The 13608-nt window shown below is 71.7% G+C and carries 12 protein-coding genes and 1 pseudogene; 4 read left to right on the forward strand and 9 right to left on the reverse strand.

The window, feature by feature from the left end; genetic code table 11:
- Positions 1-41 precede the first annotated feature (41 nt).
- Positions 42-773 (forward strand): bifunctional DNA primase/polymerase, encoded by a 732-nt coding sequence (locus GA0115233_RS27730; protein ID WP_093723038.1) that lies wholly within the window; start codon positions 42-44, stop codon positions 771-773.
- Positions 774-783: 10 nt separating this feature from the next.
- Here GA0115233_RS27730 and GA0115233_RS27735 read toward each other — a convergent pair whose 3' ends face one another.
- From GA0115233_RS27735 to GA0115233_RS27765, 7 genes and pseudogenes are all read right to left on the reverse strand, one after another.
- On the reverse strand, positions 784-1779 hold the full coding sequence (locus tag GA0115233_RS27735; protein ID WP_093723039.1) for a hypothetical protein: 996 nt from the start codon (positions 1777-1779) through the stop codon (positions 784-786).
- On the reverse strand, positions 1739-2611 hold the full coding sequence (gene efeU, locus GA0115233_RS27740) for an iron uptake transporter permease EfeU (protein ID WP_093723040.1): 873 nt from the start codon (positions 2609-2611) through the stop codon (positions 1739-1741). Before efeU ends, GA0115233_RS27735 begins: the two co-directional genes overlap by 41 nt.
- A gap of 4 nt (positions 2612-2615) precedes the next feature.
- The gene (gene efeB / locus GA0115233_RS27745; protein WP_093723041.1) at positions 2616-3842 is read right to left on the reverse strand and encodes an iron uptake transporter deferrochelatase/peroxidase subunit; all 1227 of its coding nucleotides are present in this window, start codon (positions 3840-3842) and stop codon (positions 2616-2618) included.
- Positions 3843-3852: 10 nt separating this feature from the next.
- Positions 3853-4989: an iron uptake system protein EfeO gene (gene efeO, locus GA0115233_RS27750; protein ID WP_093723042.1), complete on the reverse strand. Its 1137-nt coding sequence runs from the start codon at positions 4987-4989 to the stop codon at positions 3853-3855.
- Between the two features lie 126 nt (positions 4990-5115).
- Positions 5116-5937 (reverse strand): heme ABC transporter ATP-binding protein, encoded by an 822-nt coding sequence (locus GA0115233_RS27755; RefSeq protein ID WP_093723043.1) that lies wholly within the window; start codon positions 5935-5937, stop codon positions 5116-5118.
- Positions 5938-6039: 102 nt separating this feature from the next.
- Positions 6040-7128 (reverse strand): FecCD family ABC transporter permease, encoded by a 1089-nt coding sequence (locus GA0115233_RS27760; RefSeq protein WP_093723044.1) that lies wholly within the window; start codon positions 7126-7128, stop codon positions 6040-6042.
- Positions 7125-8124 (reverse strand): annotated as a pseudogene (locus GA0115233_RS27765) (hemin ABC transporter substrate-binding protein). Before GA0115233_RS27765 ends, GA0115233_RS27760 begins: the two are co-directional and overlap by 4 nt.
- A 170-nt stretch (positions 8125-8294) precedes the next feature.
- Here GA0115233_RS27765 and GA0115233_RS27770 point away from each other — a divergent pair.
- The 3 genes from GA0115233_RS27770 (at position 8295) to GA0115233_RS27780 (ending at position 11931) form a co-directional block, all read left to right on the forward strand.
- Positions 8295-9692, forward strand: a complete 1398-nt coding sequence (locus GA0115233_RS27770; RefSeq protein ID WP_093723045.1) for an HtaA domain-containing protein — start codon at positions 8295-8297, stop codon at positions 9690-9692.
- A gap of 32 nt (positions 9693-9724) precedes the next feature.
- Positions 9725-11218, forward strand: a complete 1494-nt coding sequence (locus tag GA0115233_RS27775) for an HtaA domain-containing protein (RefSeq protein ID WP_093723046.1) — start codon at positions 9725-9727, stop codon at positions 11216-11218.
- A 68-nt stretch (positions 11219-11286) separates the two neighbouring features.
- On the forward strand, positions 11287-11931 hold the full coding sequence (locus tag GA0115233_RS27780) for a PhzF family phenazine biosynthesis protein (protein ID WP_093723047.1): 645 nt from the start codon (positions 11287-11289) through the stop codon (positions 11929-11931).
- A 39-nt stretch (positions 11932-11970) separates the two neighbouring features.
- On the opposite strand, the gene GA0115233_RS27785 is transcribed toward GA0115233_RS27780, so the two are convergent.
- A complete protein-coding gene (locus GA0115233_RS27785) occupies positions 11971-12618 on the reverse strand; it encodes a biliverdin-producing heme oxygenase (RefSeq protein WP_093723069.1) in 648 nt (215 codons plus the stop codon).
- Positions 12619-12736: 118 nt separating this feature from the next.
- Positions 12737-13594 carry a type I methionyl aminopeptidase gene (gene map, locus GA0115233_RS27790; RefSeq protein ID WP_093723048.1) on the reverse strand — a complete coding sequence of 286 codons (858 nt, stop codon included), beginning with the start codon at positions 13592-13594 and terminating at the stop codon, positions 12737-12739.
- Between the last annotated feature and the right edge of the window lie 14 nt (positions 13595-13608).

Below are 13608 nucleotides of genomic sequence, written 5' to 3' on the forward strand. Positions count from 1 at the left end.
TAAGGCATGCTGTTCCGCACGACAGCGAGGCGAGGGGATAGATGAGCGCGGAGTTCGGCGACCGGAGTCTGACGGGCAAACTCTCGCGGTGGCTGCGCCGCCGCCCCGAGCAGGCCGCCGACGACGGCGGCCGAGAGGTCCTGCTGCTCGCCGCCGCCTCCGCCGGACTGCCGCTCGCCCCCGCCGCTCACCCGGCCCCCGGCTACGGCTGCTCCTGCGACCGCGTCGGCTGTCCCACCCCCGGCCGGCACCCGGTGTCGTTCGCCTGGCAGACGCAGTCCACCACCGACCGCGCCCAGATCGAGCGCTGGGCCCGCCACCAGCCGCAGGCCAACTTCATTACCGCCACCGGCATGACCCACGACGTGCTCGACGTCCCCCTCGACGCCGGCCGCGAGGCCCTCGACCGCCTCCTCGAAGCGGGCGTCGAGGTCGGCCCGGTCGCCGAGAGCGACGACGGCCGCATGCTCTTCTTCACCCTCACCCGCGGCACCCCCGAGGACGAGGACGAGTGGTGGCCCTGCGAGCTGGACTGCCACCCCGAGACCATGGACGAGCACCCGGGCCTGCGCTGGCACTGCCGCGGCTCCTACGTCCTCGTACCGCCCGCCCGGCTCCCCGGCGACGACCAGGGCGTGCGCTGGGTACGCGGCCCCGAGCATCCGCTGCCGGACCCGCTCAGCCTGCTGGAGGTCCTCACCGACGCCGGCGCCCGGCACGTCGGCCAGGACAGCGACGACCACGCCCACACCGCCTGGCCCACCCGGCGCTGACCCGGCGGCGCTACTCGCCCTTCGCGCCGGTCAGACCCTCGATCCGGCCCAGCACCGACACCGTGTCCGTGCCCCTCATCGGGTCGAGCGCCACCTCGTTGGAGACGAACTCCATCGTCAGCGACTGCTTGATCTCGCCCTTCGTGAGCGCCCGCACGTTCTTGTTCGGGGTCGGCACCGAGGTGCCCGGGGCGGCCGTCTGCTTCTGGAAGTGACGCGTGGTGAAGAACACCAGCGCCCCGCCGTCCGCCGTGCGCAGCGCCAGCGGCTGGTAGTCGCCCGCGGTGAGCGGCTCGTCGATGTACTGCGTGACCAGGCCCGGCCGTTCGGCGCTCTGCTCGCGCTTCTCGCGCCAGCCGGTGGTGTGGCTGCCGTCCGCGAAGGACCGCCCGCCGTCCTTGAGGTAGTCCGTGTAGCGCTTGCTCAAGTCCTGTGGCGGTATGGCCAGTTCGGCGGTGTTGGGGTCCACCGCCTCGGCCCAGCCGTCCGTGTCCTTCTTGAACTCCGGCAGATCGTCCGGCGCCACCAGCGTCAGGTACGCGACCTCCCACGGCGCGTCCAGCGCGTCCCGGGTGAACACCAGCAGCCAGCGGGAGTCACCGCCGCGGTTGCCCTTGGCGTTCGCCAGGAACCAGCGCGGCCAGCCCGGCTTCTTCGGGATCGTGAACTCGGCGTCGGTGAACTCCAGGGGCGAGTGCGCGGAGTTGCCGTTCGGGTTGTTCGCCCGGCCCGCCTTCAGCCGTGCCTCGTCGATGTCCCCGAGCGCGCCGGTGACATGGTCGGCGTCCAGGGAGCTGTCGTACGCCTTGTCGGCCGCGTTGTAGGCGGTCGTGAACTCCTTGAGGGCCTCGGCGGCCTCCGCCCGGGTGGCCGCGGGGATCATCTCGTTCTCCCCGTGGACCACCACGCACCCGCTCGCCGTCAACGACAAAGCGGTCACGGAGGCCGCTACCAGCATCCTCCGGTCAAGACTGCTCAGCCTGCGAGGGCCGCGATCCGTGCTCATCGGGTTGCTCCACCTTCCCCTTCCCGGAGGCGAACCCTACCGGGGCGAGGAACAGCGCGAGTGTCGGGACCAGGTACAGCAGCCACACCGTGACCTGGAGAACGGTCGGATCGGGCTGGAAGTTGAACACGCCCTTCAGCAGGGTGCCGTACCAACTGTCCGGCGGAATCGTCCCGGTGATGTCGAAGGCCTTGTTCGTCAGACCCGGCAGCCAGTCGGCCTCCTGCAGATCGTGGAAGCCGTACGCCAGCACGCCCGCCGCGACCACGACCAGCATGCCGCCGGTCCAGGTGAAGAACTTCGCCAGGTTGATCCGCAGCGCGCCCCGGTAGAACAGCCAGCCCATCAGCACCGCGGTGGCCAGGCCGAGGAGCGCGCCGATCACCGGGTCCGAGGAGCCGTCGCCGGCCGCGCGTACCGACGTCCACACGAACAGCGCCGTCTCCAGGCCCTCCCGGCCGACCGCCAGGAACGCCGTGGCGACGAGCGCGCCGGTGCCGATCTCCAGGGCGGCGTCCAGCTTGCCGTGCAGTTCGGCCTTCAGGTGCCGGGCGGTGCGGCGCATCCAGAACACCATCCACGTCACCAGGCCGACCGCCAGGATGGACAGGGTGCCGCCGAGCGCCTCCTGCGCCTCGAACGTCAGCTCCTGGGAGCCGAATTCGAGGGCGCAGCCGAAGCCCAGGGCGAGCGCCACCGCGATGGCGATACCGGTCCACACCGGCTTCAGCGCGTCCCTGCGGCCGGTCTTGACCAGGTAGGCGACGAGGATGCAGACGACGAGGCTGGCCTCCAGGCCCTCGCGCAGGCCGATCAGATAGTTCGCGAACACGGTCCTACGCCTTTCCCTCGAACAGCGCCCGGCCCCACCAGTCGTCCTTGTCGCGGACGCCGGGCGGGATGGCGTAGATCGCCGAACCCACGTGCTGGATGTACTCGTTGAGCGCGTCGGTGGCCAGGCTGCGCTGGATGGGGATGAAGCCCCGGCGTACGTCCTTCTGGTACGCGAGGAAGAACAGGCCCGCGTCCAGGCGGCCGAGCCCGTCGGTGCCGTCGGTGAAGGAGTAGCCGCGGCGCAGGATCGTCGCCCCGTCGTTGGAGTCGGGGTGCGCGAGCCGGACGTGCGCGTCGGGCTTCATCGCCTTCAGGAACGGCTCGTCGCGCTCCTTGGCCTTGCCGACCGGGGCGCCCTCGCCCTTGTCGCGGCCGAAGATGTCCTCCTGCTCCTGGAGCGAGGTGCGGTCCCAGGTCTCGATGTGCATGCGGATGCGGCGGGCGACCAGGTAGGAGCCGTCGACCATCCAGTCGGGCCCGTCCTTCTCGCCGACCCAGACGAACTTCTGAAGCCGGTCCGTCTCGGTGCCCGCGATGTTGCGGGTGCCGTCCTTGAAGCCCATGAGGTTGCGCGGGGTCTGCTCCTCCGGGGTGGTGGAGGAGGTCTTGCCGAAGCCGAGCTGCGACCAGCGGATGACGACCTTGCCGAAGCCGATGCGGGCCAGGTTGCGGATGGCGTGCACCGCGACCTGCGGGTCGTCCGCGCACGCCTGGACGCACAGGTCGCCGCCGCTGCGATTGCGGTCGAGGTTGTCGCCCGCGAACTTCGGCAGGTCGACCAGGGCTTCGGGGCGGGCGTCGGCGAGGCCGAACTTCTCGAACAGGGACGGGCCGAAGCCGATGGTCAGGGTCAGCCGCGAGGGCTTCAGGCCCAGCGCCTCGCCGGTGTCGTCCGGCGGGGCCTCGGGCAGCCCGCCGAACCCGCCCTCGCCGACCGCCTTTCCGGCGGTCATCCGGCGGGCGGCGGCCGTCCACTCCTTCAGCATCGCCACGAACTCGGCGCGGTCCTCGGTCTGCACGTCGAACGAGGCGAAGTGCAGCCGGTCCTGCACGGGGGTGGCGATACCGGCCTGGTGGGCGCCGTGGAAGGGCACGGCGCCGCCCGGCGCGGGCGCGTCCTCGCCGTTGCGGGCCACGGCGACGGCACCGCCGGCCGCGGCGGCACCGAGCGCGAGCCCGGCGCCGCCCCAGCCGAGCAGGGCGCGGCGGGAGGGGGATTCGGAGGTCATGGGGTGCCCCCTACTTGGTGACGACGGCGGCGGCGAGCTTGGAGAGCGGCTCGGCGAGCGCGTTGACCGCGTCGGACAGCTCCTTGCGGTCGGCGGCGCCGACCTTGTCGTAGGAGGTGAACTCGTAGGAGTCCTTGTCCGCGCGGTACTTGTCGAGGAGCGCGTCCAGGGCCGCGAACTGCTTGTCCAGTTCGGTGGTCAGGGCGGCGTCGTTCTCCTGGGCGACCGGCTTGAGCAGCTCGTAGGACTTCTCGGCGCCCTCGACGTTGGCCTTGAAGTCGACCAGGTCGGTGTGCGAGTAGCGCTCCTCCTCACCGGTGACCTTGCCGGTGGCGACCTCGTCGAGGAGTTCCTTGGCGCCGTTGGCCATGGAGGTCGGGGTGATCTCGGCCTTGCCGACCCGGTTCTGCCAGTCCTTCAGGTCCGTGATCAGCCGGTCGGCGAGCTTCTTGTCCTCCCCGGTGATCTTCTTGTCCTTCCAGAGGGACTTCTCCAGCCGGTGCCAGCCGGTCCACTCCTGGTCGCCCTCCAGGCCGTCCTCGCGGAGGTCGACCTTCGGGTCGATGTCACCGAAGGACTCGGCGACCGGCTCGGTGCGCTCCCAGCCGATGCGGGAGGGCGCATACGCCTTCTTCGCGGCCTCGACGTCCCCGTCCTTGACCGCCTTCGCGAAGGCCTCGGCGAGCGGCAGGGTCTCGTCGGCCTGCGCCTGCGCGTACTGGCGGTAGGCGGCGACGGCCTTGTCCAGCCGCGGGTCGCGCTTGGTGGCGCCCTTGCCGGTGGCCTTGACGGACTGCCGGATGCCGTCGCCCTTCATGCCGGGCTTGCAGGCGATCTGGTAGTCGCCGGGCTTCACCTCGGCGGTGACGCGCTGCTTGGTGCCGGGGCCTATGTTCTCCCGCTCGGTGACGACCCGGTCGTCGGGGAAGAGGATGTAGACCTCGGTGACCTTGGAGCCCTTGTTCTCGATCGCCAGCTCGACGTGCCCGGCCGGGAACTCCTTGGTGGAGACCTCGCACTTGTCGTCGGTCGCGGTGACCTGGACGACTCCGTCGCCGTCGCCGCCCTTCTCGGTGCAGCCCGTCACGGCGGTGAGGGCTGCCGCTACGGCGGTGGCGGCGAGGGCGGAGAGTCTGGCGGGGCGCATGAGGGCTCCTGTGAGTGACCGGATGGTTACCCTCACGTAAAGTGAGGCTTACCTAACGTACTGGGCGTGACTCAAAAGCAGTGTCTTGATTTGGTCAAGTACAGCCATGGGCACGCCAAAGGGGAGTCAAAGATTCCTGCGAGGTGTGACGAGGATCCCGTCCGTTCGCGGGTGCGGAAGCACTTCCACGGGCTGGTCGTACACCTCGGACAGCAGGTCCTCGGAGAAGACCTCCTCGGGCGGCCCGTCGGCGGCGACCCGGCCGCCGCGCAGGACCGCCACCCGGTGCGCGTAGGCGGCGGCCAGGTTGAGGTCGTGCAGGACGACCACGACGGCGTCCCCGGCCGCCGCGCGCTCCCGGCACAGCCGCAGCACCAGTTCCTGGTGCCGCAGGTCGAGGGCGGCGGTGGGCTCGTCGAGGAGCAGCAGCGGGGCGCGTTGCGCGAGAACCCGGGCGAGCGCGACGCGGGCGCGTTCGCCGCCGCTGAGCGCGGAGAAGGGGCGGGCCGCGAACGCCTCCACCTCGGTCCGCCGCATCGCCTCGGCGACCGCCGTGTCGTCGTCCTCCAGGCCGAGCGCGGCCCAGGGTGCCCGTCCCATCCGTACGACCTCCTCCACCGGGAAGGGAAAGCTCAGCGCGGACGACTGCGGCAGCACCGCGCGGCGCAGGGCGAGTTCGGGGGCGGACCAGTCCGGCGCGGGGCACCCGTGAATCCGTACGGCACCGTCCGCGGGCGCGATGTCCGCGGCGAGGGCGCCTAGCAGGGTGGACTTTCCGGCCCCGTTGGGCCCGACCAGCGCGAGCACTTCACCCGCGCGGACGGAGACATCGACACCGTGCAGGACGTGCCGGGCGCCGAGCCGGACGTGAAGTGCTTCGGCTTCGGCGAGGGTGTCGCCGGGGGAGGTGGGGGGTGGGGGAGTGGGGCGGGAGCGGAGCAGTCGCACGGGAGGACCTTCCGGAACGGGGGAGAGGGGACTTGACGGACGCCAGGGGCGCGGGGAACTGCGCGACCCGCCCCCACCGGCGCCGCGGACGACACACAACCGCTACGCCCACCCCCCGTGCCGCCGCCGAGTCCGCCTCAGCAGCCAGAAGAAGAACGGACTCCCCACCAGCGCCGTCAGCACCCCCAGCGGCAACTCCGCCGGCGAGGCCACCGTGCGGGCCGCCAGATCCGCCGCCAGCAGCACCACCGCCCCCAGCAACGCGCTCGCCGGCACCAGGAACCGGTGCCCCGGCCCCACCGCCATCCGCAGCAGATGCGGGACGACCAGGCCGACGAAGCTGATGATCCCGGAGACGCTCACCGCCGCCGCCGTGAGCAGGGCGATGACGAACACCAGCGTGATCCTGAGCCGTTCGACATCCACCCCCAGATGCCGCGCCGGGCGCTCGCCCAGTGCCAGCAGGTCCAGGCGGCGGGCGTGCAGCGGGGCCACGACCAGCCCCACCGCGGCACAGGGCAGCACCGCCAGCACCTTCGGCCAGGTCGCCTGCGACAGCGAACCGAGCTGCCAGAAAGTGATCTGCTGGATCGCCGCCGCGTCCGCGAAGAACAGGAACAGTCCGATCACCGCCCCCGCGAAGGCGTTCACCGCGATACCGGTGAGGATCAGCGTCACGACCTCCGTGCGGCCCCCGGAGCGGGACATGACGTAGACGAGGAACACGGTCGCGAGGCCCGCCACGAACGCCGCCACCGACACCGTCCAGGTGCCGAGGAAGTCGAGCCCCAGCGCGATCGACGCCACCGCTCCCACCGCCGCGCCCGAGGAGATCCCGATGACACCGGGCTCGGCGAGCGGGTTGCCGAACACGCCCTGCATCAGCGCGCCCGCACAGCCCAGGGAGGCCCCGATCAGCAGCGCGAGGACGATGCGCGGGAACCGCACGTTCCACAGCACCGACTCGGCGACCCGGTCCAACTCCGTTCCGCCCAGCCCGATCCGGTGCTGCACCGAGGCGAGCACATCGCCGACCGGCACCGGATAGGCGCCGATCCCGGCGGCGACCGGCACCAGCACGAGCAGGGCCACGACGAGTCCCGCGGTCACCAGCCAGGCGGCCGTACGCGGCCCGCGGCCCGGCGCGCGGGTGGCCTCGGGGGCGGGTGCCGCCTTCTCCAGTACGCTCACGCGGCACCGCCCTCGTAGAGCTGCTCGACGACGGAGGCCAGCACCTGGTCGGTGCGCGGGCCGTAGTTGAGCAGCACGCCGTCCTCGACGGAGACGATCCGGCGGTCCATCCCGGCCGGGGTCTGCGCGATTCCGGGGATCTTCACCAGCCCGTCGACGCCGCCGACCGAGTCAAGTCCCTTGCTCATCACCAGGATCGCGTCCGGGGCCGCCTTCACCAGCGCCTCGCTGGTGATCGCCGTGAAGTCCTTCGTCAGCCCCGACGCGGCGCCCGCGTCGATCCCGCCGGCCGCCTCGATCAGGGAGGTCGCCCCGGACGCCGTGCCGCCGATGAGGTACACCGAGGCCGAGCCGCGCAGGTAGAGGAAGGCCACCCGGGGCCGGTCGCCGGAACGCGGAACATCCTTGCGCACGGCGGCGATGCGCCGCTCGGAGCGCGCCGTCAGCCGCTCTCCCGCGTCCGGTACGCCGAGCGCCTCCGCGACCGCCCCGATACGGATGCCGACGTCGTCGAGGTCCTGCGCCGGGCCGACGACGAGGACCGGCACGCCCGCGGCCCGGATCTGCGCCATCGCTTCCTCGGGACCGCTGGTGGTCTCGGCGATCACCAGGTCCGGACGGAGCGAGAGCACGCCCTCGGCGGAGACGTCGTGGCCGCGGGTGACCAGGGGCAGCTCCTTCGCCTGCTCGAAGGTGGCGGTGACATCGCGGGCGACGACCCGCTCGCCCAGCCCGAGCGTGAAGACGATCTCGCTGAGGCTGCCGGACAGCGGCACGATCCGCTCGGCCCGACTGACCGTCAGCCGCTTGCCGTCGGCGGAGTCGACGGTGACCGGCAGCTTCGGGGCGGGTGCCGGGGAGAGGGGGTTCCACCCGGTCGGCGGCCCGCTCCGGGGCCTTGTCCGCCGCCGCCGAGGTGCCCTGGCAGGCGGTCGCGGTGGTCAGGGCGAGCGCCGCGAGGAGCGCTCCCGCCAGTCGTGTGCGCAGACGTCGCACGGTCGGCCCTTCCTCTCCGCGCCCGTCTGACGTGCGCTTTTTTCCTGTGAGTGAGCTGTGTTCGGGGTCCGGTCTGTTCACCGGACCCGCTGTAGCTTAGGTTAGCCTTACCTCACCTGGCCAGAAGTCATCGGGTTCTGGCCGGATCTCGCTGTCCCTGGAGGTCACCCATGTCCCCACCCCTGTCGAGGCGCCTGTGCGGCCTGTTCGCCGCGCTGTGTCTGGCCGTCACCGGGGCGCTGCTCCCGGCCGCCGAGGCACACGCCGCGAGCCGTCCCGTGCAGGGCGGACGGCTGGACTGGGGCATCAAGTCGTCCTTCCAGACCTATGTCACCGGCCCGGTCGCGAAAGGCAGTTACTCGCTGACCGGCGGCGCGGCCACGGTCGGCGGCTCCGGCTTCCGGTTCCACTCGGCCACCGGCACCTACGACGGCGCCACCGGCACCTTCACGGCGTCCTTCTCCGGCGGGGTCCGCTTCCTCGGCCACCGCGCAGACTCGGGGACCCATCAGCTCGACCTCACCATCAGCCGCCCTACCGTCCGCGTCTCCGGGTCCTCCGGAACCCTGTACGTGGACATCACCAGCAAGGCGAAGGACACCGGGACGGTCACGACGTCCAGCCAAGTGCCCTTCGCCGCCCTCTCCCTGGGCGGCATCAACATGCGCGGCGACGGCGACCGGGTCGTCCTCAACAACCTCCCGGCCACCCTCACCGCCCAGGGCGCCCAGTCCTTCGCCGGGTACTACACGGCGGGGACCGCGCTCGACCCGGTGAGCCTGTCGGCGGACGTGCAGCCCAAGGCGGTGACGAAGTCGCCCACGCCGTCCGCTTCCAAGTCCCCCGGGAAGAAGCGGACTCCGGACGCCGCCATCAAGGACGGTGCCGTCGACTGGGGCGTGCGCCGCACCTTCCGGGAGTACGTCACCGGCGACATCGCCCGAGGACAGTGGACGCTCTCCTCCGGCGCCCAGGACGGCGGCGCGCTGTTCCGCTTCCCCGAGGGCGAAGGGACGTACAAGAAAGGCGAGTTGACCGCCCGCTTCAAGGGCGCCGTCCGCTTCACCGGCCAACAGGGCCTCGATCTGCGGCTCGACGACCTCCGGGTCACCGTCGAGAGCGGCAAAGGCACCCTCTACGCCGATGTGAAGAGCCCCGAATTCACCGGCGAGAAGGTCCCGTTGGTCACTTTCCCCGCGGAGAAGCCGAAGGCCGGGAAGGGCCTGGTGCGCCTCACCGAGGCACCCGCGAAGCTCACCGCGCGCGGCGCCGAGGCATTCGGCGGGATGTACCAGGCGGGCGCCGAGATGGACCCGGTCTCCCTGGCCGTCGCCACCACCGCGAGCGCCGAACTGCCCGCCCTGCCCGACCTCGGCAGCGATATCGAGGCGAGCGAGTCGCCCACGCCCAGCGCCTCACCCGAGCCCTCCACCGAGCCCGTCGCGAGCGCCACGGACGACGACGAGGGCGGCGCCTCCGCCGCGCTGCCCCTCGGCCTCACCGCGGGCGGACTGGCCCTGGTGGCCGCCGCCACCGCGCTGATCGTCCGCCGCCGACGCGCGAACTGACCCACACCCACCCCCGAAGGAGACCCCCGACCATGCCCAGCAGAGCGCAGCGCCGTCCCCTCGCCCTCGCTGCCGCCGTCGCCACGGCGGCCGCCCTCGGCGCCACCGCCCTCGCCGCCACCACCGCCTCGGCCGCCGAAGTCCCGCTCAGCGGCTACGAGTTGACCTGGGGCATCAAGCAGTCGTACCGCACGTACGTCACCGGCTTCGCGGCCGGCAGCTTCACCCCCGCCGACGGGGCCTCGCAGGCCGCGGACAACGGCGCGTTCACCTTCGTCGACGGCACCGGCACCTACGACTCCACCGCGCACACCATGGACCTGGCCTTCCAGGGCAGCCTGAAGATCACCTCCACCGCGCACCGCTTCGAGTTCACCCTCTCCGACGTACGGTTCGACAGCGCCGCCGCCGAGATCACCGCCGATGTGACCAGGGACGGCACGACCACCCAGGACGTGCCGCTCGCCGATGTGACCGTCACGCGCTCCATGGCGGACATGGCGACCACGCTCACCGAGGAGGCGGCAACCGTCTTCGGCAGCGCGAGCTACGCCGGGGCGGCGGGGGACCCGCTGACCGTCGTGCAGAAGAAGGAGTCGCAGACCCCGACCCCGACCCCCACGTCCACGCAGACCGAGACGGCATCCCCCGAGCCCACGGCCACGCCGTCCGCGACCCCGAGCACCACCCCGAGCGCCACGCCGTCGGCGTCCGCCACCACGAGCCCGTCCCCCTCCGCCGAGCCCTCCACGGAACCTTCCCCCGCCCCCGCCGCCGGTGACATCGTCGACGGCACCCTCGGCTGGGGCGTGAAGCAGTCCTTCCGCACGTACGTCGTCAACGGCGTCGCCAAGGGGACGATCACCACGTCCGACGGGGCTTCGCAGGCCGCGAACAACGGGGCGTTCACCTTCGTCGACGCGACCGGGACGTACGACACCGACAACGACACCCTCAGCGCGGCCTTCAAGGGCGCGGTCACCTTCAAGGGCCACGAGGAGAACGGCGGCGAGTACGGCCTCGACCTGACCCTGTCCGGCCTGGAGGTCAGCCTTGACGGCGGCTCCGGCGAACTCACCGCCGACGTCACCAGCCTCGGCAAGACCAGCAAGGACGTGGTCCTGGCCGAACTCGACGCCAAGACGGACGACTTGAAGGCCAAGGACGACGTCATCACCCTCGACGACGTCAAGGCCACCCTCACCGCGGCGGGCGGGGAGGCGTTCGGCGGCTTCTACTCCGCCGGGGCCGAACTCGACCCGGTGGACGTACGGGTGGCGCTGAGCGAGGACGCGGACCTGCCGGGCGGCGGCGGTGACGACGACGGCCAGGGCACCACCGGCGGGAGCGGCACCACGGGCGGGGTGACCGGCGGTACCGGTTCCACCACGGGCGGCGTGACCGGCGGCCTCGCCGCCACCGGCTCCGACGTCCCGGCCGCGGCCCTCGGCACAGCGGCGGCACTGACCGTCGCGACGGGCGCCGGCGTGGTACTCGCGATGCGCAGGAGGCGTACGCAGGCGTAGGACCGGGGTGAGGCATATGACCCCCGCATACGGGGGTCTCGCCGGACAAGCGGTGTTTCAATACCCCCGTGACTGACTACGACGTGCTCCGGGTCTTCTGCGGACCGCGCGGAGGATACGGCAATGAGCTGGGCGTCGTCCGGGACGGCCGGGTGCTGCCGGAGCCGGACGAGCGGCAGGCGTTCGCGGCGAAGCTGGGGTTCAGCGAGACGGTGTTCGTGGACGACCCCGAGCGCGGTGTCGTCGACATCTACACGCCCAGCGTGCGGCTGCCGTTCGCCGGTTACCCCTGTGTCGGCGCGGCCTGGCTGCTGGACGTGCCCGAGCTGGTCACCCCGGCCGGAGTGGTCGGCGCCCGGCAGGACGGGGAGTTCTGCTGGATCGAGGCACGCGCGGAGTGGGCACCGCCGCGGACGCTGCGGCAGTACGCGACGGCCGCCGAGGTCGACGAACTGCCCGTGCCGCCGCCGGGGGAGTGGATCTACGCCTGGGCGTGGGAGGACGAGGCCGCTGGCCGGATCCGCGCCCGGGGCTTCCCCGGCCGGGGCGACGGCATCGAGGAGGACGAGGCCACGGGCGCGGCGGCGATCCTGCTGACGGACCGGCTGGGCCGCGCCCTGAACATCACCCAGGGCACGGGCTCCCAGCTGCTGACGGCACCGCAGCCCGGGGGCTGGGTGGAACTCGGGGGACGGGTCTACCTGGAGCGCTGAGCGCAGGACCGGAGCGCTGAGCACACATGAGGGCAACGCTCACGCCGACAGCGGGAACTCCTCGCCCAGCGCCCGGAACACGGCCGTGTTGAGCGCGAACGCCTTCTTGCACTCGCCCACGATCCGCTGCTTCTCCAGCTCGTCCGCCCGCACCCCGTCCAGGAGTTCGCGGTAGGCGCGCTTGAAGGCGGCCGGGTTGGTGATGCCCTCGAAGACGTAGAAGCGGACGCCGTCGCCCTTCTTCTCGAAGCCCCAGGTCTTCTCCGCGCGGTCGCGGATGATCTGGCCGCCGGAGAGGTCGCCGAGGTAGCGGGTGTAGTGGTGGGCGATGTAGCCCGCGGGCCAGGTCTCGGCGCACTCCCGGACCCGGTCGGCGTAGGCACGGGTGGCCGGGAGCGCGGTCACGCCCGCCCGCCAGCGCGGGCCGCGCAGATGCGCCAGGTCCCGCTCCAGGGCCGCCAGGCGGTACAGCTCCGGCCGGACGAACGGCCCGGCCACCGGGTCCGCCGCCAGCCGCTCGGCGTGGCTCTCCAGTGCCTCGTAGACGAACCACAGCTGCTCGGTGTAGCGCGCGTAGGCGTCGACGCCGAGGCGACCGCCGAGCAGGTCGCTCATGAAGGTGGAGGTCTCCGCCTCCACGTGCTGCTCGTGGGAGGCGGTGCGGATGACGGTCGAGAAGGAGTCCATGCCGACCATCCTCTAAGGTGAGGCTTACCTAAGTCAATAGGTTTGCCGACGCGCTGTCGGTAAAAAGCGTACTGAAAAAGGCCCGCCCCGGCAGTGGGGCGGGCCTGCGGGTTCAGGGCTACGGCAGGGTCAGGATGTCCGCGCCGGTCTCCGTGACCACCAGCGTGTGCTCGAACTGCGCCGTGCGCTTGCGGTCCTTGGTCACGACCGTCCAGCCGTCGTCCCACATGTCGTACTCGTGGGTGCCCAGCGTCAGCATCGGCTCGATCGTGAAGGTCATCCCCGGCTGGATCACCGTCGTGGCGTGCGGGCTGTCGTAGTGCGGGATGATCAGCCCCGAGTGGAACGAGGAGTTGATGCCGTGGCCGGTGAAGTCCCGGACCACGCCGTACCCGAAGCGCTTGGCGTACGACTCGATGACCCGCCCGATGACATTGATCTGGCGGCCCGGCTTGACCGCCTTGATCGCCCGGTTCAGGGACTCCCGGGTGCGCTCCACCAGCAGGCGGCTCTCCTCGTCGACGTCGCCGACCAGGTAGGTGGCGTTGTTGTCGCCGTGCACACCGCCGATGTACGCGGTGACGTCGAGGTTGACGATGTCGCCGTCGCGCAGCACCGTGGAGTCCGGGATGCCGTGGCAGATGACCTCGTTGACGCTGGTGCACAGCGACTTGGGGAAGCCGCGGTAGCCGAGCGTGGAGGGGTAGGCGCCGTGGTCGCACATGTACTCGTGCGCCACCTTGTCCAGTTCGTCCGTGGTCACCCCGGGCGCGATCAGCTTGGCCGCCTCGGCCATCGCCCGCGCGGCGATCCGGCCGGCGATCCGCATCGCCTCGATCGTCTCGGGGGTCTGCACCTCGGGACCCGTGTACGGGGTCGGCGCGGGCTTGCCGACGTACTCGGGACGCCGGATGTTTCCGGGCACGGAACGGGTGGGAGACAGCTCCCCTGGTACGAGCAGCGACTGGCCAGACATGCCAGCGAGTCTAA

Origin of the sequence: Streptomyces sp. DI166, assembly GCF_900091315.1 — a bacterium.
GTDB classification, from domain to species: Bacteria; Actinomycetota; Actinomycetes; order Streptomycetales; family Streptomycetaceae; genus Streptomyces; species Streptomyces fuscus.

Coding starts and splice junctions, on each gene's coding strand:
- GA0115233_RS27730 (WP_093723038.1), top strand. CDS start 42: ATGAGCGCGGAGTTCGGCGACCGGAGTCTGACGGGCAAACTCTCGCGG.
- GA0115233_RS27735 (WP_093723039.1), bottom strand. CDS start 1,779: ATGAGCACGGATCGCGGCCCTCGCAGGCTGAGCAGTCTTGACCGGAGG.
- efeB (WP_093723041.1), bottom strand. CDS start 3,842: ATGACCTCCGAATCCCCCTCCCGCCGCGCCCTGCTCGGCTGGGGCGGC.
- efeO (WP_093723042.1), bottom strand. CDS start 4,989: ATGCGCCCCGCCAGACTCTCCGCCCTCGCCGCCACCGCCGTAGCGGCA.
- GA0115233_RS27770 (WP_093723045.1), top strand. CDS start 8,295: ATGTCCCCACCCCTGTCGAGGCGCCTGTGCGGCCTGTTCGCCGCGCTG.
- GA0115233_RS27775 (WP_093723046.1), top strand. CDS start 9,725: ATGCCCAGCAGAGCGCAGCGCCGTCCCCTCGCCCTCGCTGCCGCCGTC.
- GA0115233_RS27785 (WP_093723069.1), bottom strand. CDS start 12,618: ATGGACTCCTTCTCGACCGTCATCCGCACCGCCTCCCACGAGCAGCAC.
- map (WP_093723048.1), bottom strand. CDS start 13,594: ATGTCTGGCCAGTCGCTGCTCGTACCAGGGGAGCTGTCTCCCACCCGT.